General features: G+C 47.1%; 16 protein-coding genes and 1 riboswitch. Of the genes, 4 read left to right on the plus strand and 12 right to left on the minus strand.

The window, feature by feature from the left end; all coding sequences use genetic code 11:
- Positions 1-29 precede the first annotated feature (29 nt).
- The 8 genes from folA to nudF form a co-directional block, all read right to left on the minus strand.
- Complete coding sequence (gene folA, locus XPG1_RS13470; RefSeq protein WP_084717360.1) at positions 30-512, minus strand: type 3 dihydrofolate reductase; 483 nt, start codon at positions 510-512, stop codon at positions 30-32.
- Between the two features lie 203 nt (positions 513-715).
- Complete coding sequence (ftsP, locus tag XPG1_RS13475; protein ID WP_045959510.1) at positions 716-2,134, minus strand: cell division protein FtsP; 1,419 nt, start codon at positions 2,132-2,134, stop codon at positions 716-718.
- A 360-nt stretch (positions 2,135-2,494) separates the two neighbouring features.
- The gene (locus XPG1_RS13480; RefSeq protein ID WP_045959511.1) at positions 2,495-3,226 is read right to left on the minus strand and encodes a 1-acylglycerol-3-phosphate O-acyltransferase; all 732 of its coding nucleotides are present in this window, start codon (positions 3,224-3,226) and stop codon (positions 2,495-2,497) included.
- A gap of 170 nt (positions 3,227-3,396) precedes the next feature.
- Positions 3,397-5,649, minus strand: a complete 2,253-nt coding sequence (gene parC / locus XPG1_RS13485) for a DNA topoisomerase IV subunit A (protein WP_045959512.1) — start codon at positions 5,647-5,649, stop codon at positions 3,397-3,399.
- Positions 5,650-5,714: 65 nt separating this feature from the next.
- The gene (gene parE / locus XPG1_RS13490) at positions 5,715-7,610 is read right to left on the minus strand and encodes a DNA topoisomerase IV subunit B (protein ID WP_045959513.1); all 1,896 of its coding nucleotides are present in this window, start codon (positions 7,608-7,610) and stop codon (positions 5,715-5,717) included.
- Between the two features lie 73 nt (positions 7,611-7,683).
- Positions 7,684-8,292 (minus strand): esterase YqiA, encoded by a 609-nt coding sequence (gene yqiA / locus XPG1_RS13495; protein WP_045959514.1) that lies wholly within the window; start codon positions 8,290-8,292, stop codon positions 7,684-7,686.
- Positions 8,292-9,131, minus strand: a complete 840-nt coding sequence (cpdA, locus tag XPG1_RS13500) for a 3',5'-cyclic-AMP phosphodiesterase (RefSeq protein ID WP_045959515.1) — start codon at positions 9,129-9,131, stop codon at positions 8,292-8,294. The genes yqiA and cpdA overlap by 1 nt, the downstream gene beginning before the upstream one ends.
- A gap of 98 nt (positions 9,132-9,229) precedes the next feature.
- On the minus strand, positions 9,230-9,871 hold the full coding sequence (gene nudF, locus XPG1_RS13505; RefSeq protein WP_045959516.1) for an ADP-ribose diphosphatase: 642 nt from the start codon (positions 9,869-9,871) through the stop codon (positions 9,230-9,232).
- A gap of 217 nt (positions 9,872-10,088) precedes the next feature.
- On the opposite strand from nudF, the gene tolC reads away from it, so the two are divergent.
- The 3 genes from tolC to XPG1_RS13520 all read left to right on the plus strand — a co-directional run bounded on the left by tolC (position 10,089) and on the right by XPG1_RS13520 (position 13,528).
- Complete coding sequence (gene tolC, locus XPG1_RS13510) at positions 10,089-11,465, plus strand: outer membrane channel protein TolC (RefSeq protein WP_045959517.1); 1,377 nt, start codon at positions 10,089-10,091, stop codon at positions 11,463-11,465.
- Between the two features lie 194 nt (positions 11,466-11,659).
- Positions 11,660-12,361 carry a DUF1190 family protein gene (locus tag XPG1_RS13515; RefSeq protein ID WP_045959518.1) on the plus strand — a complete coding sequence of 234 codons (702 nt, stop codon included), beginning with the start codon at positions 11,660-11,662 and terminating at the stop codon, positions 12,359-12,361.
- Positions 12,362-12,367: 6 nt separating this feature from the next.
- Complete coding sequence (locus XPG1_RS13520; RefSeq protein ID WP_045959519.1) at positions 12,368-13,528, plus strand: glutathionylspermidine synthase family protein; 1,161 nt, start codon at positions 12,368-12,370, stop codon at positions 13,526-13,528.
- A 5-nt stretch (positions 13,529-13,533) separates the two neighbouring features.
- On the opposite strand, the gene ygiD is transcribed toward XPG1_RS13520, so the two are convergent.
- Both ygiD and ribB read right to left on the minus strand, forming a co-directional pair.
- Complete coding sequence (gene ygiD, locus XPG1_RS13525; protein WP_045959520.1) at positions 13,534-14,310, minus strand: 4,5-DOPA-extradiol-dioxygenase; 777 nt, start codon at positions 14,308-14,310, stop codon at positions 13,534-13,536.
- Positions 14,311-14,637: 327 nt separating this feature from the next.
- Positions 14,638-15,291, minus strand: a complete 654-nt coding sequence (ribB, locus tag XPG1_RS13530; RefSeq protein WP_045959521.1) for a 3,4-dihydroxy-2-butanone-4-phosphate synthase — start codon at positions 15,289-15,291, stop codon at positions 14,638-14,640.
- A 120-nt stretch (positions 15,292-15,411) separates the two neighbouring features.
- A riboswitch (FMN riboswitch) is annotated at positions 15,412-15,627 on the minus strand.
- 190 nt (positions 15,628-15,817) lie between these two features.
- On the opposite strand from ribB, the gene ubiK reads away from it, so the two are divergent.
- Entirely contained in the window at positions 15,818-16,093 is a 276-nt protein-coding gene (ubiK, locus tag XPG1_RS13540; RefSeq protein ID WP_045959523.1) for a ubiquinone biosynthesis accessory factor UbiK, read from the plus strand.
- An 82-nt stretch (positions 16,094-16,175) separates the two neighbouring features.
- Here ubiK and hldE read toward each other — a convergent pair whose 3' ends face one another.
- On the minus strand, positions 16,176-17,600 hold the full coding sequence (gene hldE, locus XPG1_RS13545) for a bifunctional D-glycero-beta-D-manno-heptose-7-phosphate kinase/D-glycero-beta-D-manno-heptose 1-phosphate adenylyltransferase HldE (protein ID WP_045959524.1): 1,425 nt from the start codon (positions 17,598-17,600) through the stop codon (positions 16,176-16,178).
- A gap of 84 nt (positions 17,601-17,684) precedes the next feature.
- On the minus strand, positions 17,685-20,549 hold the full coding sequence (gene glnE, locus XPG1_RS13550; protein ID WP_045959525.1) for a bifunctional [glutamate--ammonia ligase]-adenylyl-L-tyrosine phosphorylase/[glutamate--ammonia-ligase] adenylyltransferase: 2,865 nt from the start codon (positions 20,547-20,549) through the stop codon (positions 17,685-17,687).
- Positions 20,550-20,567: the final 18 nt, after the last annotated feature.

Genomic DNA, 20,567 nt, shown 5'->3' on the forward strand with positions numbered 1-20,567 from the left:
ATCAGGGCGTAACGTGCCACCAATCACCGTTAATGTCGGCGTTCCAGAATTTCGAAACAATAGTTATGCGAATTATTTTCATCCGCTTCGTGAAATTCGGTAAAAACGGTATCCCACTTATTAGGTTCATAATCAGGGAAGTGCGTGTCACCAATCACTTCTGCATCAATGTGTGTCAGATAAATACGGTTAGCCAGAGGAAGAAATTGCTCATAAATCTTCCCTCCACCAATCACCATCACTTCTTCAAAAGCGCTGACAATCTCCAAAGCGGCATGGACAGAATTGACCCAAGTGACCCGATCATCGCGGCCGGGTTGGCTGCTGATCACGATGTTCAAACGCCCCGGTAAAGGGCGACCAATCGATTCATAAGTCACTCGTCCCATCACAATGGGCTTTCCGAGTGTATGACGTTTAAACCAGGCTAAATCACCCGGTAAAGCCCACGGCATAGCATTTTCCATACCGATAACCCGATCCATCGCCATTGCAGCAATCAAGCTGATCATCATTAAACCACCTTACAGCCAAGTAGAATGAAAATTTGGGACACTATACGGAAAGGGTGACTCTCCGTCGATAAGATTTCCCAGGAAACCCCAAGATTGCTGACTGATCGTTCAGTCCCCCATCTTCTTGCCGCGTATGACTTAACAAATGCCCCAAATGACAACAGTATTCAATGCCATCTGTTTGTAATTTCACGATTCGTTTAATTGGCCGGCTTCACGACTAGCTGCCCCGCAACCCCACGATCGGCCATTTCCAATATCTGGCTGTAATACATGAAAGGAAAACCGTCGTAAGAGGGTTGCATCATATTCACCAGTAACTCAGCCCGATTATCGATCCAGACAGTATCTTTCCAGCCATAATCCTGTGGCTCTGGACGATGGCCATTCAGATTGATGACCTTAAACCTGACGCCTTCAATATGGAAAGGTTGAGGTTTCGATGTTGTGATTATCCAACGTTCCCATGCACCTTGCTGGCTGGTTATATCGATTCGCTGCTTATCCAATAGCGAACCATTGATCCCTTGTGAACCCTCTCCCAAATCAAGATGGCGACTTTGAATGGCGGTGTTAACATGTGGATTATCAGTCACAATCTGATTCGGTAGTTGATCGGGCACCAAAGGCAGCAACCCACTGGCTTGTAATGTTAATACATTGGTTGACAACAGATTGGTTGATGTTTCAAACAGATTTTTCAAACGATCGATAACGTCTGCGGATTCTCCCGCAGTAATGGTCACACTCTCCACTTTTGACATATCAATCAAGACGTCACGACGCTCTCCCGGTGCAAGTGACAGCAACTGAACAGCGACGGGAGAAGGCAGCAATCCTTGATCAGTCCCAACCATATAGAATGGGCTACCATCACTCAGCTGCAATTGATATCGACGGGCATTCGAGGCATTCAGAAAACGTAATCTGACCCAACCTCTGGCAACGTCCACGAAGGGATTTTCGATCCCATTGACAAGTAAGGTATTGCCAAGAAAGCCTTGATTAGACGGTGAGTGATATTGTGGTACACCAAAATGGCTCAAGCGCTTATCTTGCAAAATCACGGGGAAATCATCAACACCATAGTGTCTGGGCAAAGGCAGGCGATGGCTATTTTCATCTTCTATCAGCCACAAACCGGCAAGACCTGCATACACATGCTGCGCCATTCGGTTTGGGGTATTGGCATGATACCAACAGGTCGTTGCAGGCTGATCTATCGGAATGACCGGTGACCAACTTTCTCCCGGCTGCATCACACGGGATGTGCCGCCCATCAAAGTACCGGGCACCAATAATCCCCCCACAGTCATTGAAACCGCTTCAGACAGCCGATTGGTATAGATCAGTTTGACATAATCCCCTCGGCGAACCCGGACAGTTGGCCCTAAATAATTTCCGTTAATACCCCAGACTGACGCCTGATGATGGCCATCAAACGACCATGTGGTTTTTTGTATACTTAAAAACAGTGGTTGACCTCTCCGGGATTCCACTAAAGGCGGGAGCGGTAATTTTGCTTGTCGATTTTTATTGGCCCGAACAATAAAAGGAATTGCCCCTAAACACATTGCCAAACCAGAAGCCTGAATAAATTGGCGCCGATTCAGTGACATACTTTCTCCACAGACGGAATGGTCTCTACGACAGAAATAATTTTCACAGTGAGAATAGTGGCTTTTCATTATTGCGCAATGACAATTCAATACGATATCGCCTGCTGCCTGGCGACCAGCTTGAAATTGTTAGATATACACGTCAAATAACAACTGAGATAAATACCCTGATATTGTGGTTATCAGGCGTGATTGTTTTATTGATTGCGCTTAATAAAAACATTAATTTACCAAGCGCAATCATATCGCGAATAGGAGAGAAATTCTAAAACTATCTTAAAATTGTAGAGATAGCCCCGCTGAATGAACATCGGGAAGAGCCACTGTGTAAGCGACACCCTGAAATCCATAAGATAACAATTAACTTTGCTGATTAATTTCTTCGACTTCTTTATCTAACTCTTCAATTTTAGCCAGCATCAATTGTCGGCAGTGTTCTGACAGCGCACGAACCTGATCTTTTGTGTATTTCGTGGTATCAATCGGGGGCAACATTTCAACAATCACCGTGCCATTATTCCAACGATTCAGTTTTATTTTATTGTGTGTCGAAGAAACACAAACGGGCACGATAGGCACGCCGGCAGCAATCGCTGCATGAAAAGCGCCCGTTTTAAAAGGCAACAAGCCACGACCACGACTACGCGTTCCTTCCGGAAACATCCAGATCGATACCCGATTCTTTTTGATCTGCTCGACAACCTGTGAAATTGTGCCATGCGCTTTTGACCGATTATCCCTGTCGATCAAAATATTACCTGTCAACCAATAAAGCTGACCAAAAAAGGGGATGAACACCAAACTTCTTTTACCCACAGTGACTGTACGTGGCTGTACCGCATTCGACATGGTCACCATATCGTAATTGTTCTGGTGATTGCCGATATAAATACTCGGTCCATATTCCGGCGCTTCCATCGGAATACGCTTCAATAGCTTGATGCCAAGCACTTTATGCAATTTGCCGAATGCATGACCAAAGGTCATCACATGACTTGGATTACGTGGTCTGAATAAACAATAAATCACACCAAAAATAAAAGTCAGTATCGTAAACAAAATAACAATAATTCCACGAATAATTGCTAGCATAGCAGCCCCTTGCTGAACAGGCCAGTGGATCACACTGGCCTGAAATTATGATTTATACCATCCGTCCTGAAAAATCAGTGGTGTTGCCAATTGACATTAGCTGGAGATCACCACTGTATTATCACTAAATTAGATAATATCGATATGATATATCAGGTTATTGCCCTAATTTACTGTTCTGGTCTCTCTACTTCAACGCGCTCAATGCGCTGCAAACCGCGGGGCAGAGAAGTGCCCTTACGCCCCCTTTCAGACCGGAATTTCTGTAAATCTTCCGGGCGAAGCAGTAATTTGCGCTTGCCAAAGTAAAGTGTTACTGAAGATTGTGGCGGCAATACCAGTAGCCAACTCAGCATATCTTCGCCCGAAGCAGCCTGAGCAGCCGGGATGGAGACAATCTTGTTACCTTTTCCTTTCGACAACTGCGGCAGATCAGCCACCGGGAACATCAACATGCGACCCGCTTTGGTTATTGCCAATAGCATATCCGCCTGTTCGTTGTTAATCTCCAGGGGCTGCATCACTTTGGCATTTTCAGGTAAAGTAATCAGTGCCTTGCCTGCGCGGTTTTTAGCAATCAAATCACTGAAGGCACAGATAAAACCATACCCTGCATCTGATGTCATCAAGAGCTTCTGATCGTCTTTTGCCATCAAGAGGTGCTCAATCGATGCCCCAGCCGGCAATGCCAGTTTCCCCGTTAACGGTTCTCCCTGCCCTCTGGCTGAGGGGAGATCCAATGGATCAATGGAGTAACTACGCCCGGTAGTATCAATGAAGACCACTGGCTGATTGCTCTTACCACGAACCGCACTACGGAAACTGTCACCAGATTTGTAGTTCAAGCCCGCCGGATCAATGTCATGCCCTTTTGCGCTACGTACCCACCCCATTTCAGACATGATGACGGTAATCGGCTCTGATGGCAGAATGTCATGATCGCTCATGGCTTTCGCTTCTGTACGCGCTTTCAGTGGCGAGCGACGAGCATCACCGTAACTTTGCGCATCAGCAATAATCTCTTTTTTCAGCAAGGTGCTTAACTTACGCTCAGAGCCGAGGACTGCCTGAAGTTTGTCACGCTCTTTCGCCAGTTCATCCTGCTCGCCACGGATTTTGACTTCTTCCAGTTTCGCCAGGTGACGCAATTTCAGTTCAAGAATAGCTTCGGCCTGTGTTTCAGTGAATCCAAAACGCTGCATCAACGCTGGCTTCGGCTCATCTTCATGACGAATAATGTGGATGACTTCATCAATGTTCAGATATGCCGTCAGCAAACCTTCCAGAATATGCAGGCGCTTAAGGACTTTATCCAACCGATGATTCAAACGGTTACGCACTGTTTCACGACGGAAAACCAACCATTCACTGAGGATCTCAACCAGCCCCTTCACCGCCGGACGGTTATCCAAACCGATCATATTCAGGTTAACGCGATAGCTTTTTTCCAGATCGGTGGTTGCAAACAGATGATTCATCACTTGTTCGACATCCACACGGTGAGTACGTGGAACAATCACTAAACGGGTGGGATTTTCATGATCAGATTCGTCACGCAAATCATCGACCATCGGCAATTTCTTTGCCCGCATTTGGCTGGCGATTTGCTCCAGTACCTTCGCGCCGGATACCTGGTGAGGTAAAGCCGTAATCACGACGTTACCTTCTTCTTTTGACCAAACTGCTCTCATCCGTACCGAACCGCGGCCATTTTTGTAGATCTTGCGGATATCCTCTTTTGGCGTAATGATCTCCGCTTCTGTTGGGTAATCCGGTCCCTTGACGTATTCCATGGCTTCATCGAGCGATAGATCCGGCTTATCCAGCATGGCAATTAACGCATTGGCTACTTCGCGAGCATTGTGTGGCGGGATATCAGTCGCCATCCCGACAGCGATACCGGTAGTACCATTGAGCAAGATATTGGGAAGACGCGCCGGCAGCCTTTTAGGCTCTTGCAATGTGCCATCAAAATTGGGTATCCAATCTACCGTTCCCTGCCCTAACTCATTCAGCAATAATTCCGCGTATTTGGACAAGCGGGATTCGGTATAACGCATCGCTGCAAAGGATTTTGGATCATCCGGCGCTCCCCAGTTTCCTTGTCCATCCACCAGCGGATAGCGATATGAGAACGGCTGTGCCATCAACACCATCGCTTCATAACACGCCCCGTCACCATGTGGGTGGTACTTACCGAGAACATCCCCGACTGTCCGGGCAGATTTTTTAAATTTGGCGCTGCTGCTCAACCCCAGTTCTGACATCGCATAGACAATACGGCGCTGAACAGGCTTTAAGCCATCACCGATAAAAGGTAACGCCCTGTCCATGATGACGTACATGGAGTAATTCAAATAGGCGTTTTCAGTGAACGTATGAAGCGGCTGGCGCTCCACACCATCGTGAGTTATTTCACTCATGTGTATTAATTTCCTCAGAATCTGTATTGACTACCTGTGCGCAATATTTCTATTCCTGTCATGCGCTAAATTTCAATGTCGATGGAATCACCCTTCTCTTGCAGCCAGTTACGGCGATCTTCTGAACGTTTCTTCGCCAGAAGCATATCCATGACTGAAAGGGTTTCTTGGTAATTGTCATCGTCGATAGTCAATTGCACCAGACGGCGAGTGTTGGGATCTAACGTCGTTTCGCGTAACTGTATCGGGTTCATTTCTCCCAGCCCTTTAAAGCGCTGGACGTTCGGTTTACCCCGCTTGCGGCTCAAACGATCCAGAATGGCAATTTTTTCCCCTTCATCCAGCGCATAATGCACTTCTTTGCCGAGGTCGATACGATACAGCGGCGGCATGGCCATATAGACATGCCCACGTTTTACCAGAGTCGGGAAATGACGGACAAACAAGGCACACAGCAAAGTTGCAATATGCAATCCATCGGAGTCTGCGTCCGCCAATATGCAGATTTTGCCGTAACGAAGCTGGCTCAGATCATCACTATCCGGGTCAATACCCATCGCAACGGAAATATCATGGACTTCCTGCGACGCCAGTACTTCATCTGAAGAAACTTCCCATGTGTTCAGGATTTTTCCGCGCAGCGGCATAATCGCCTGAAACTCACGATCACGGGCTTGCTTCGCAGAACCGCCGGCGGAATCCCCTTCCACCAAAAACAGTTCGGTTATATTGAGATCCTGCGCAGTACAATCAGCCAGTTTCCCCGGCAAAGCCGGTCCATTCGTCAGCTTTTTGCGAACCACTTTCTTTGCCGCCCGCATTCTGCGCTGCGCACTGGCAATCGCCATTTCCGCCAGTTGTTCCGCTTCTTGAATGTGCTGGTTCAACCATAAACTGAATGCATCTTTCACCACACCGGAAATGAAAGCCGCAGACTGACGAGAAGAGAGACGTTCTTTGGTTTGACCGGCAAATTGCGGATCTTGCATTTTGAGGGATAACACATAGGCACAGCGATCCCAGATATCATCGGCGGAAATTTTTACCCCGCGCGGCAAGATATTACGGAATTCGCAGAATTCACGCATGGCATCCAGTAACCCCTGACGCAAACCGTTAACATGCGTGCCCCCTTGTACCGTGGGGATCAGGTTTACATAACTTTCTGTTAATAATTCCCCCCCTTCTGGCAACCAAAGCAATGCCCAATCGACCGCTTCGCTTTCTCCACTGAGGGTGCCGACAAAAGGGGATTTTGGCAGGGTGACCAGACCATTGACAGCTTCCAGCAGGTAATCGGTCAACCCGTCGGCATAACACCATTTCTGCTCGGTATCGTTCAGTTTGTCTTTAAAGACAATTTCAACCCCAGGACACAGTACCGCTTTCGCTTTCAGCAAATGTGCTAAACGTGTGACAGAGAAACGCGGGATATCGAAATAGCTTTCGTCCGGCCAAAAGTGAACACTTGTCCCGGTATTGCGTTTACCACAACTACCGATAACGTCGAGCTCTTGTACTTTCTCACCCTTTTCAAAGGCAATTTGATGAACCTGGCTGTTACGACGAACAGTCACTTCCACACGCTTGGATAGGGCATTGACCACAGAGATCCCAACCCCATGTAGTCCACCGGAAAATTGGTAATTTTTATTGGAGAATTTTCCCCCCGCATGCAGGCGGGTCAGAATCAATTCAACAGCAGACACTTTTTCTTCAGGATGGATATCAACCGGCATACCACGGCCATCATCTATCACTTCCAGAGATTGATCACTGTGAAGGATTACTTCAATATGCTTCGCGTGACCCGCCAGGGCTTCGTCCACACTGTTATCGATCACTTCCTGTGCCAGATGGTTCGGGCGGGCTGTATCCGTATACATTCCGGGACGACGACGAACTGGCTCCAGGCCACTGAGGACTTCGATGGCCTCTGCGTTGTAACTAGATTGAGTCATGTTGTAATTCTGTCGGTTGCTTCGTTAATAGAGGGCCAATCAGTATTGATATACTGTTGATAATACCAGTCGCTTACCTATTTTTGGCAATTTTTTTACTATTGCCACTGGTTAACCCCAAGAAGTCGATGATTTGAGGAAAATAATATTCGAAGCCAATAAAAGCATGATTCCCACCGGATTCGACCGTCTGCCGACACTGAACCAGATAAGCAACTGCTTGACGATAATCAAGCACTTCATCCCCTGTTTGTTGCAATAACCAGATAAGATCTGGCGATTCCAGCGGGTCAATGTGCATGACTTTGAGATCATGTATGTGGCTTTGTTCGAGAGTATACCGTTCTTCGGTATAGGGGTTCACGTTTTCCCCAAGATAATTCTGAAGCAAGTCGAATGGGCGTACCACCGGATTGACAACCACGGCAGGCAGCCCAAAGCACTGAGATAGCCAGATAGCCAGATAACCGCCCAGAGAAGAACCGACCAGCCCGATATTTTCACCGGCATGTTCCATAACCAATTCTTCCAGCAAAATGGCCGCATCTTCAGGATAAGGCGGTAATTGCGGTATCAACATTTCAATGTCAGGATGATGCTGGTGCAACCACATTTTCAGCGCACTCGCCTTCGCAGATTGCGGCGAGCTATCAAAACCATGTAAATACAGTAACGTTGACATTAATACCCGTCCGAATCTAAATCCGGGCAAAATTCGTTACTCTTCAGCCTGTGAACCTGTGTTTGCAGCTTCGCTTCTTTGTTGCCAGCCACAGACAGTTCGAGATAACGCCACCCCGGAGCCATTGTATCAAGCATAAAATTAGTACAATGTGGCTTAAATTGCACACAGGTTGATGGTGTTGCCATAACACGAATCCCCTTCCACATGTCGTCAACCTCTTGATGAATGTGCCCACACAGTATGGCTTTCACCTGTGTTCTGCCTTTCAGACAGGCTGATAATTCGGGGGCATTACGTAAACTGTGTTGATCCAGCCATGTGCAGCCAGACGGTAATGGGTGGTGGTGAAGCAGAACAACGGTATGACGCTCACGGTGTTCATCCAGACATTTTTTCATCCATTCCAGCTGATAATCCGTCAATTCACCATGAGGAACCCCTTGGACCTGACTATCCAGCATAATCAACTGCCAGTGCTGCCCGATAAATATTTGCTTAGAAGGCGAGATACCGGCCGCGGCCAGTGTATCAACCATGGCCGGTTGATAATCATGGTTGCCCGGTAACCAAACGCAAGGCGCAGGTAAACGGGCAATACCCTCAGCAAAATGCTGATAGGCATTGATACTCTGATCCTGCACCAAATCACCTGTTGCAACAATTAAATCAATATCGAGATTTTGTGCCAGGATCATGTCCAATACCGCATGATAACTGCGGTAGGTATTGACGCCCAACAATGAATCGCTCTGATTAGCAAAAAGGTGCGTATCAGTAATTTGCAGTATTCTGGCTGTGGCGCCTTCTGCCACAGGTACTTCAAGCAGGCTTTCCAAAAGGTTTCCTTTTCCTGTCGATCATGAAAATTATTTTAACGTGTCTTTATACAAAAGATCTGCAAACTGGGACACATTTCCCATTTTCCAACGGCAATTTAGACATTATCCCCCAGCCACGCTTTCTTAATTTTTTCATGGTGCAATGCCAGCCACTGTATTGCAATCACCGAGGCCGCATTATCGATCACTCCCGCTTCCACCCATTGATAAGCTTGGTTGCGACTGACGACCAGAACGCGAATATCTTCCTGTTCACCTGCCAAACCATGCACGCCTGACGCCGTGGAGGCATCTACTTCACCGACAAAAATAGTCATGCGTTCTGTTGTGCCACCAGGGCTGGAAAGATAACTCAGGGCTGGCAGACAGCGCTTCACTTCAATCCCCGCTTCTTCCATCGCCTCCCGGCGAACAACCTGTTCCGCATTTTCACCTGCTTCGATCATGCCGGCAATCACTTCCAGCAACCAGGGGGTATGGCTGGTTTCAATCGCCGGAATACGGATTTGCTCAATCAAAACCACTTCATCCCGCACCGGGTCGTAGGGCAGCAGCACACCGGCATGACCACGTTCAAAAACTTCACGTGTGATGGTTTCACTCCACCCACCTTGGAACAGGCGATGCCTGAATTGATATTCAGTCATTTTGAAAAAACCGTGATACAGGTTTTTTTGGGAAATCACTTCAACATCCTGTTTCGTAAAAGTGCATGGTGAGGCCAGATCGTCACTCATAAAGTCTCCTGATTATTTTAAAATTTTCTATTATTAAAATGCATTTTCTTACATTGATCTAAATAAATTCAGGTTGGTGATACAAACAAGCCAAAAAATGAGGCAATATGGCACAAACGGCTACCCTACCCCGCTGATATTCTCTGCTAGAATCTATGGTATTGGTTTTTGGGCAGAGGCAACTTAAGCAAATATAGCTACACAACAAGGAACGCAAATGAAGAAATTGCTCTCTCTTTTTATCGCTATGAATTTGGTAGGTTTTAGTACTTCAAGCCACGCAGCGGATCTGCTCCAGATTTATCAGCAAGCGAAAGAAACGAATCCCGAATTGCTTGGTGCTCAAGCGGATCGTAATGCCGTGGTTGAAAAGGTGAATGAATCCCGCAGTACATTACTGCCTCAATTGGGTCTGAGTGCTGGCATTGATTATGGTAAAGGGTTCCGCGCCCCCCAAAATCAAGAATCCTACGGTACAAATGCTGGTCTGCAACTGACTCAAACCATCTTTGATATGTCAAAATGGTATCAACTGAATCAATCAGAAAAGCGGGCTGGTATAGCAGATATTGATTATCAGGCAGCTCAACAAAAATTAATATTGAACACCGCCCAAGCTTACTTTGATGTTCTAAGTAAAATTGATACCTTGACGTTTACCGAAGCCCAAAAAGCGTCGTTATACCGCCAATTGGATCAAACCACTCAACGCTTCAATGTGGGGCTGGTTGCCATTACTGATGTGCAAAATGCCCGCGCACAATATGACTCTATTCTGGCACAAGAAGTTTCCAATCGTAATAATCTGGAAAATGCGCTGGAAAACCTACGTTTGATCACGGGAGTCTATTATCCTCAATTAGCCTCATTGAATATTGGGCAGTTTAAGACTAAACGCGCTGAACCCGCTGATCAAGTGCTAAAAGAAGCAGAAAACCGTAATCTGAGCCTACTGGCTGCCCGTTTAAAACAGGATCTAAGCCGCGAACAGATCAAAGAATCACAGACTGGTTATATGCCAACAATTGATTTAACCGCAAGCACAAGTATTAGCAACAGCCATATTACCAGTGGTGCAGAAAATCCGGCCGCTAAAAATGCTTACAGCGGAAAAAATTCGGTTGGGCTATCCTTAAGCCTACCACTCTTTAATGGTGGAGCCACTTATTCTCAGGTGGAACAAGCGAAATATAATTTCGTCAGCGCCAGTCAAGAATTGGAAAATACCTATCGCAAGATGATACAGGAAGTTCATTCTTCCTCTAACAATATCTCTGCTGCTATCAGTAGCGTGGAAGCCAACCAACAAGCGGTACTTTCTGCGCAAAGCTCGTTGGATTCCATGGAGGCGGGCTATCAGGTAGGAACGCGTACTATCGTGGATGTGTTGGATGCAACAACAAAACTGTATCAGGCCAAACAGAATTTATCTAAAGCACGTTACGATTATTTGCTGTCTCAATTACAAATCCAGCAAGCGCGTGGCACCTTGAACGAAAATGACCTAGTTGCCTTGAACAAGATGTTAAGCAAACAAATTCCAACGTCTGCCAGCAGTATTATCAAAGAGATAAATACGCCATCTGCCCGCTGATTTAATGCACTATCGTTTTACATTAAAAAACGTTATATTAAAATGTGCTACTCCATAAAGAAAACAGCCCACATCATTGGTGGGCTGTTTTCTAAAGCAATTATTAAGAATCTTCCTGAGAGCCACTCCCATTGGGTACTATGCATGGGATACGCTCTTAATCCTAATCAGATACCTTCAAGATGGATGCCTCTATGACAATTATTTCTTTCACCCCCAGGAAACGGACAAAAGAGATAAACCGCGAGTCTTTCCGTAAAACATGGCGCAGTTATCGTCTGGCGCCCGTGGCCATGGCTATCAGTGCGGCTTTCTTGCTATCCGCCTGTGAACAGAACGATGAAACGGTGTCACTCTACACCAATGCCGATGAGTGCTCCCAGGCGAATCCTTCTCAAAGTGAACAGTGCAAGATTGCTTATAACAATGCCCTGAAAGAGGCGGAAAAAACCGCCCCAAAATATGCGACTCGCGAAGAGTGTGTGGCTGAATTCGGTGAGCAACAATGTACTCAAACCCCTGCTCAGGCCGGAGTCGGTCAAACTCAGGCTCAAGCGCAAAACAGCAGTGGCAGTTTCTGGATGCCGCTGATGGCAGGTTATATGATGGGTCGCCTGATGGGAGGAAGCTCTGCCCCATCACAACCCCTGTTTACATCAAATTCAGCCTCCAGCCCGGCGAATGGCAAATTTGTTGATGCGACAGGCAAAAGCTATGGCGCCGCCACGGCGGGTGGTCGCAGCATGACAGTGCCAAAAACAGCCATGGCTCCCAAACCGGCCACCACCAGCACCATTACCCGCGGTGGATTCGGTGAATCCGTGGCAAAGCAATCGGCTATGCAGCGCTCGTCTGCCAGCTCAACATCCCATTCTTCCCGCTCTATGGGTGGTTAATCAAAGATGAAACGCATTGGAATTACCGAGCGCCCGGATTGGCGCGAAAAAGCAGCGGAATATGGTTTCAATTTTCACACCATGTACGATCAGCCTTACTGGAGCGAAGAGGCTTATTACCAATTCACGCTGAAACAAATTGAAGAAATTGAAGATGCGACAGCAGAACTGCATCAAATGTGTTTGCAGGTTGTGGAAAACGTGGTCGAGAGTGAAGCACTGTTAACCAAATTTCAGATCCCAAAACATTGCTGGGAGTTTATCCGATCTTCATGGGTCACCAGCCAGCCTTCGCTCTATTCCCGTCTGGATTTAGCCTATGATGGTAAAAATCCCCCCAAGTTGCTGGAGAACAATGCCGATACGCCTACGTCACTGTATGAATCCGCTTTTTTTCAGTGGATCTGGCTGGAAGATCAGATCAATGCAGGCAATCTGCCCACAAATGCGGATCAGTTTAACAGTCTGCAAGAAAAGCTGATTGAACGTTTTGTTCAGTTACGCGAAAAGCATGGGTTTGGCTTACTGCATATGGCGTGCTGTCAGGATACTGAAGAAGATCGTGGCACAATCCAATATTTGCAAGATTGCGCCGCCGAAGCGGGTATTCCGACAGAATTTCTGTTTATCGAGGATATTGGGCTAGGTGAAAAAGGGCAGTTTACTGACTTGCAGGATCAAGTTATCAGTAATCTGTTTAAACTGTATCCGTGGGAATTTATGCTGCGTGAGATGTTTTCCACCAAGCTGGCAGATGCGGGCGTTCGTTGGCTGGAACCCGCCTGGAAAAGCATTATCTCCAACAAAGCACTGCTGCCGATGCTATGGAAAATGTTCCCGAATCATCCTAACCTGCTACCGGCTTATTTCGCGGATGAACGTCCTTCCGACATGCATAGCTATGTGATTAAGCCGTTATTCTCCCGTGAGGGCGCAAATATTCGCATCATTGAAAATGGTCGCGAAATCGCCAGCGCCGATGGCCCTTATGGGGAAGAAGGCATGATTGTTCAGCAATTCCATGCGTTGCCAAAATTTGACGATCGCTATGTGCTACTCGGTAGCTGGTTAGTCGATGATCAGTCTGCGGGTATCTGTATCCGTGAAGATCGTGAGCTCATTACTCAGGATTTATCCCGCTTCTACCCGCATATTATTTTGGATTGATTGATTTATCCAAGCTGAATGGATAACAGACTTAAGGAGCCGTTTTCAATGCCCTCGACAGGTATGGAAATCGGCTCTTTTTTATCCCACGTTCCCATCACATACAGCAATGGTAAGAAATGTTCCGGCGTTGGATTCGACAACAGACCATCTTCTCTGTCCAACGCGTTCAATAATGGATGAGGTTCTTCCTGGCTGGTTAAACTTTCCCGGACAAACTGCTCAAAAGAAAGTGCCCAAGGAAAGGGGGCGACTCCCCGTCTCCCAGCCGACAGGTTATGTACAACGTTGCCACTCCCCATCACTAAGACACCTTCATCCCGCAGTAACACCAACTTCTTACCTATTTCATAATGAAAAGAAGCGGGTTGATTGCGATCTATGCTCAGTTGAACAACAGGAATATCAGCATCGGGGTACATTTTTGCCAGTATTCCCCAAGATCCATGATCCAAGCCCCATTTTGCAAAATCAGTTTCAACGTCAAGTGGTTCAAGCAGCTCCTGTATTAATACCGCTAGCCCCGGAAAACCTTTAGCAGGATATTGTTTTTCATGCAACTCACGGGGAAAGCGACCAAAGTCGTGGATAGTTTTTGGCTTTTCCATTGCCGTTACCGCCGTACCCTCCGTATACCAGTGCGCGGAAATCACAAGAATCGCCTTTGGTTTAGGTAATTTTTTTCCCAATTCAAACCAGGCACGTGAGTAATTGTTATCTTCAATGGCATTCATTGGGCTACCGTGACCAATGAAAAGAGCAGGCATTCTCAGGAGACTCATTTTCGCCCCTTATACAGCAAATTAAACATTTTGAATAATGCAGTGTGATAAAAAAATTATGACAAGATTAAGGCTTTTCTTCCTTGAATACCTCAATTAAAAATGATGGAGTTCTTTCGGAAATGCTGAAAAGCCACAGGGTGTGGACTGTAGCCTCTCAACGTACATGCGTAAGCCTCCCCCTATTTCAAGTTACTGTATTCGCGCTATACTGTGCTGCGGCACTGCAACTCGAAATCGGTTGAGTATAACCGATATATTCTATCCCGATGTATTTGAAGCTCGTTCAGCATCAAAAAACATAAACTATGCTCATGTTATTCGTGCTTAGCCGGCTTCCTTTTCTGTTTTTAAGCGGTAACCCACTACATCTTCAATCGTGACGACCGGCATATCATGCCATTTTGCAAATTCAATCACTTCCGGAGCGCGAGCCATTGAACCATCATCATTGGTCAGCTCACACAGCACACCGGCGGGCTTGAACCCTGCCATCCTGACTAAATCAATCGTTGCTTCAGTATGACCACGGCGGGTTAAAACACCGCCCGGTTGTGCGCGTAAAGGAAATACATGCCCGGGACGATTTAAGTCGTTTGGTTGTGCATTATCTGCAATAGCGGCTCGGATCGTTGTAATACGATCGGCTGCGGATACCCCTGTTGTAACGCCCTGGGCCGCCTCAATCGTAACGGTGAAAGCGGTTTGATACTGACTGGAATTGTTTTCCACCATCATTGGCAATTTTAACTGCTGACGGCGGTCTTCGGTCAGACAAAGGCACACAATTCCGCTGCCATGACGGATAGTCAATGCCATTTGTTCTCGCGTCATCGTTTCAGCGGCGAAAATCATATCACCTTCATTCTCACGATTCTCATCATCAAGCACCATCACACCCTTACCAGCCTGTAAAGCGGCAAGCGCACGTTCAACACGTTCAAATGGCGTCCCATATGAGGAAAGTAGCGTCTGATTCATGGTAAAAAAAACCTCTTTTTATGATATGGATTACCAGAATCAGGGCAATTTTGAGGAGTTCATGCTGCACAAAAATACGGCAACAAAAACAACAGACGAGCGCAAGCACTCGATTGATGCTGTTATTCTCTCCCATCCGGACTATCACCGTCGGCTCCAGAATCACACTGGATCTGCTGACCTCTGCTTTGACCCTTAATTCCTTAACACATTGAGAAAACGTAAAAAACCATCAAGGGGGAATGACAAACAGAGCGCTCGCGGGCTGCATAAAATGCCTATTTAACATTTCATGTTACCGCCGGTAGGGACTTTCACCCTGCCCTGAGATAAACAGTCGCACTATAGCGCTAACCATCAGCAGGGGCAATCAACAAAGTCAAATATAAAGCCTGGCTCTCAATTATTTGTGCTTTCTTCATGAACTATTACAATACTGGCAACACTATTACGCGATAAAACACTGTTTACGCGATAAGACACTGTTTGTCATAAAACACAGTGATGCCATAAAAGGATAATCATCATGCTCGATCCAAAGAAAATTGAACAAATTGCGCGTCAACTCCACAATACTTTGCCAAAAGGTGTCAGAGAATTTGGGGATGATGTCGAAAAAAAATTACGCGCCATTCTGCAATCCCAATTAGGCAAGTTAGATCTGGTAAACCGCGAAGAATTTGATGTTCAGACACAGGTCTTGCTGCGTACCCGTGAGAAGTTAGCAATCATGGAACAACGCTTGAGTGAGTTAGAAGCCCGCCTTGAAGGATCAGAGAAAAAAACACCGCAAGCGGAATAATTTTGCGAGGAGAATCGCTATTGCAGCGCCGTTCTCCTCCCAATTCCTCCCTGATAACGGCACATGATACCGCGCTTAGGAATTACTGATCCTTAATGGTTTTAATAATATTGGTTGTTGAAATGCCATTTTCAAAATTCAATACCTTCACTTCCCCCCCGGCCGCCCAGACATCTTCGCTACCCGCAATCTCTTCAGGTTTGTAATCACCACCTTTCACCAAAATATCCGGCAGGATACCCGCGATTAAGCGTTGTGGTGTATCTTCTTCAAATTCCACAACCCAATCTACAGACTCCAGTGCCGATAATACCAGCATACGCTGTTCCAGCGGATTCACCGGCCGCGTTTCCCCCTTCAGACGCTTGGTAGAGGCATCACTATTTACGGCCACAATCAGGCGATCACCCAATTTACGCGCGTTAGATAGATAGGAGACATGGCCTGCATGCAGGATATCAAAACAGCCATTGGTCATAACGATGCGTTCACCACGCTGACGAGCCTGTGTAACAACCTCTTTTAGCCTGGCTTCGCTCATGACACCAAACCCGGTTTCGGCACGACCACGCACGGCATTTTCCAGTTCCACCGGCGAAACCGTGGATGTTCCCAATTTGCCAACCACGACACCTGCCGCCGCATTGGCAAGATAGCAGGCTTCATTCAGCGGTTTACCCGCGGCTAATGCGGTCGCCAGCACACCAATGACGGTATCCCCTGCCCCCGTCACATCAAACACTTCCTGTGCCTGCGTCGGCAAATGCAATGGCGGCTGTCCAACCTGCAATAAACTCATGCCGCGTTCAGAGCGAGTAATCAGCAAGGCTTTCAGTGCCAAATCCTGCACCAGCTTTGTGCCTTTCGCTACCAAGTCGTTATCATCCTTGCAAGCCCCGACAACTGCTTCAAACTCTGACATATTCGGTGTCAGTAGCGTTGCGCCACGGTAGCGAGCAAAATCGCTCCCTTTTGGATCGATAAGCACCGGCACATTGGCTTCGCTGGCCAGTTTGATTATCGCCTGAACCTGATTCAGCGCTCCCTTAGCATAATCCGACAGCACCAGCGCACCGATATGAGGCAAGGCGTGTTGGATTCTTTCCAGCATCGGCTGTGCATCCACATTCTGGAAGCCTTCTTCAAAATCCAGACGCAACAATTGTTGATTACGCGATAAGACACGTAATTTCGTGATTGTTGGATGAGTCGACACAGAAACAAAATCACACCGGACTTTCACACTGCCTAATTTTTCACTCAATGCCCGCGCAGCATCGTCAATGCCGGTCAGACCCACCAAACGGGAATTAGCCCCCAATGAGGCGATATTCATGGCGACGTTAGCCGCTCCGCCTGGGCGCTCTTCTATGGTTTCCACTTTCACCACCGGAACCGGCGCTTCCGGTGAAATGCGGCTGGTCGGGCCGTACCAGTAGCGATCTAACATGACATCACCCACAACCAAAACATTTGCGCGGTGAAAATCAGGGAGTGTTACTTTCATCCCATGCTCCAAATATCAGAATAAACTGTTGCGGATATTACCATAATCAAACTCAGTACCCGCAAACTCAAACAGGAAAACAGCTTATGCCCTCAAATCATTTTCCAGCCATTTTTGCCAGCTATCACGTATCAACGTTTGTTGCTGACTGAAATGTTCGGCCGAAATCCGGCTGGATAATGCTTGCAAAGCTAAACGGTGTAATTCATCACGCAAAGTGATATACGCCTGTGTCAGTGCCACCGCCTCCTGCTCATCCATGATGTTATGCGTTGCCATTAACTCGAAAATTCGCACATTATCAGACCAACGGGTCAGTTTGGCATTTTCCGGCGCATAACGTAGTACCAGATACTGAGCGATAAACTCAATATCAGTGATCCCGCCCGGGTCTGCTTTAAGATTAAATTGATCCGGTTGATGACTGCCCAAATGCCGATACATTTTCTCCCGCATCTCACGCACTTGTGGGCGCAGAAGCTCGGGATCACGGGGCAGGCATAATGTTTCCTGGCGAATGCGTTCAAAATCACTACGCATGCTCTCATCACCAAACACCATACGCGCCCGCACCAGCGCCTGATGTTCCCAAGTCCAGGCTTCATTTTTTTGGTAATCATCGAAAGCGTCAAGGGTGCTAACCAACATGCCTGACTCGCCGGATGGCCGCAGACGGGCATCAACGTCATACAATACCCCTGATGCCGTTCGGGTACTGAACAAATGAAGAATGCGTTGGGCAAGACGTAAATAAAATTGACGAGCATCAATGGGACGAGTCCCCTCCGTCATCACCCCCATCGGACAATCCAGCAGGAAGACCAGATCCAAATCAGAGCCATACCCGAGTTCCCATCCACCCAACTTACCATAACCAATAATGGCAAATCCCAATCCCTGCCGCTGAGATAAATGCGCCGGTACGCCATAGCGTTTTATCATCTGATCCCACGCCAGCTTCACCACCGCTTCAATAATGGCTTCGGCCAGATAAGTCAGATGATCGCTCACTTTCATAATGGGTAAAACGCCGGAAATATCTTCGGCTGCAATCCGCAATAATTGTGCTTGCTTAAATTGGCGCAGTGCCTCCAGCAATTGTTCTTCATCATCTTCAGGAATACGTAACAGATATTGATAAAGCTCGTCGCGATAGGCTGTCAGCGGCAATGGCTGATATAACGATTTGGGATCAAGCAACTCATCCAGCAACAGGGGGTGGTGGGCAAGCTGACTGGCGACCATCGGAGAAGCGGCACAGAGACGGATAACATGCGTCATGACCTGCTCTGATTCCAGCATCAGTTCCAGATAAGTCGTACGGCTGACGATACTGATCAACAGGGGAGTAATTCGCGTCAAAACAATACTGGCATCTTTTCTGGCGCCAATTTTTTCCAACAGACGCGGCATGACCTGATCAAGGACATCCCGCCCTCGTGGGCCAATCGTGCGCTTACTGACGTCCTGACGGAACATCGCCACCACATCCCGTATTTTCTGCGCTTTCACGACATCAAGATGGGGGAGCAATGCGATAAGCTCGTCGGTGTTCAGCGCCTCCTGCCATACACTCTTAAACGGGATATAGCGAGCATCTTCATGATTTTCTTCTGTTTCATCGCCAATCAAGTGCCGGAAAATAACGCGCACGGCATGCATTTTACGTTCGGTTTCTGCCATCAGGGCATGCCAGTCAGCAAAATTCATTCCCCAGGCAAGCCGGGCACGATCCAATTCGTTATCGGGTAAGGTTTGGGTTTGTTGATCACGAATAGCTTGCAGCAGGTTTTCCAACCGACGTAAAAACAAGTAACTTTCTTCAAGTTGCTGCAATTGTTCCGTAGGCAATAACGCCAAATCGCCGATCGCCTTCAATGCGGGTAATAATGAACAAGATTGCAAACTCGGTTCTCTTCCGCCACGAATCAACTGAAAGACTTGAGTGATAAACTCAATTTCGCGGATCCCGCCAGCACCCAGTTTAATATTCTCTTTTAATCCCCGCCGACGTACCTCCCGCTCAATCATGCCTTTCATGTTGCGTAAAGATTGAATTGCACTGAAATCGATATAGCGACGGAAAATAAACGGCCGCAACATCTGGCACAGTTCCTGACAATAAGCCTGCTCACGCTTTCCTGCGCCATGCCCTAAAATACGCGCTTTCACTAAGGCATAACGTTCCCATTCTCGCCCCTGTTCCTGATAATAATCTTCCAGTGCCGGAAAACTAAAAACCAAAGGCCCGCTATCACCAAAGGGACGCAACCTCATATCCACCCGATAAACAAATCCATCGACAGTTTGTTGATCCAGGGCTTTAATTAATTTTTGGCCTAATCGGGTAAAAAACTGGGCATTATCCATTTCCCGGCGACCACCTTGTGTGACGCCATTTTCTGGATATGCGAAAATGAGGTCGATATCAGAGGAAAAGTTGAGTTCTTGCCCCCCCAATTTTCCCATTCCCAAAATCAGTAGCGGCTGTGCAACCCCTTCATCGTTCGTCGGCGTCCCCCAATTCTGACAACAACGCAGGTAAAGCCAATCACGGGCAGCGATAATTAAAGCTTCAGCCAACCTGCTTAATTGCTGTAATGTCTGTTCTGTCGTACTGCTTTGTAGAATCTGTGACCACGCAATCCTGACCAGCATCCGATGACGGAAAAGACGTAAACATCGCATCAATCCATTTTCATCTTCTACCGCCAACAGCGCTTGTGCTAACCAATGAGCATAATGCTGCCACTCCTGTGGTTGGGGCGGATTTTGGCGAATATCCACCAGCCATGTCGGATGTGATAGCACGTTATCCGCCACAAAATCACTCAATGACAACACAGCCTGCTCATCAGGTGTAAAGGGTGTGATCGTTTCCCCCAATGGCGGAAGATTCTCTGCAAGATGCTGTAATTGTCGGGCTAACGGTAATGAAAGTGGCAGCATAACTATTTTTTCCTTAAT

Source organism: Xenorhabdus poinarii G6, from assembly GCF_000968175.1.
Classification (GTDB): domain Bacteria; phylum Pseudomonadota; class Gammaproteobacteria; order Enterobacterales; family Enterobacteriaceae; genus Xenorhabdus; species Xenorhabdus poinarii.

Excerpts from the sequence above, each read along its gene's own strand:
- folA (WP_084717360.1), bottom strand. The coding sequence starts at position 512 with ATGATCAGCTTGATTGCTGCAATGGCGATGGATCGGGTTATCGGTATG.
- ftsP (WP_045959510.1), bottom strand. The coding sequence starts at position 2,134 with ATGTCACTGAATCGGCGCCAATTTATTCAGGCTTCTGGTTTGGCAATG.
- XPG1_RS13480 (WP_045959511.1), bottom strand. The coding sequence starts at position 3,226 with ATGCTAGCAATTATTCGTGGAATTATTGTTATTTTGTTTACGATACTG.
- parC (WP_045959512.1), bottom strand. The coding sequence starts at position 5,649 with ATGAGTGAAATAACTCACGATGGTGTGGAGCGCCAGCCGCTTCATACG.
- parE (WP_045959513.1), bottom strand. The coding sequence starts at position 7,610 with ATGACTCAATCTAGTTACAACGCAGAGGCCATCGAAGTCCTCAGTGGC.
- yqiA (WP_045959514.1), bottom strand. The coding sequence starts at position 8,292 with ATGTCAACGTTACTGTATTTACATGGTTTTGATAGCTCGCCGCAATCT.
- nudF (WP_045959516.1), bottom strand. The coding sequence starts at position 9,871 with ATGAGTGACGATCTGGCCTCACCATGCACTTTTACGAAACAGGATGTT.
- tolC (WP_045959517.1), top strand. The coding sequence starts at position 10,089 with ATGAAGAAATTGCTCTCTCTTTTTATCGCTATGAATTTGGTAGGTTTT.
- XPG1_RS13515 (WP_045959518.1), top strand. The coding sequence starts at position 11,660 with ATGACAATTATTTCTTTCACCCCCAGGAAACGGACAAAAGAGATAAAC.
- XPG1_RS13520 (WP_045959519.1), top strand. The coding sequence starts at position 12,368 with ATGAAACGCATTGGAATTACCGAGCGCCCGGATTGGCGCGAAAAAGCA.
- ygiD (WP_045959520.1), bottom strand. The coding sequence starts at position 14,310 with ATGAGTCTCCTGAGAATGCCTGCTCTTTTCATTGGTCACGGTAGCCCA.
- ribB (WP_045959521.1), bottom strand. The coding sequence starts at position 15,291 with ATGAATCAGACGCTACTTTCCTCATATGGGACGCCATTTGAACGTGTT.
- ubiK (WP_045959523.1), top strand. The coding sequence starts at position 15,818 with ATGCTCGATCCAAAGAAAATTGAACAAATTGCGCGTCAACTCCACAAT.
- hldE (WP_045959524.1), bottom strand. The coding sequence starts at position 17,600 with ATGAAAGTAACACTCCCTGATTTTCACCGCGCAAATGTTTTGGTTGTG.
- glnE (WP_045959525.1), bottom strand. The coding sequence starts at position 20,549 with ATGCTGCCACTTTCATTACCGTTAGCCCGACAATTACAGCATCTTGCA.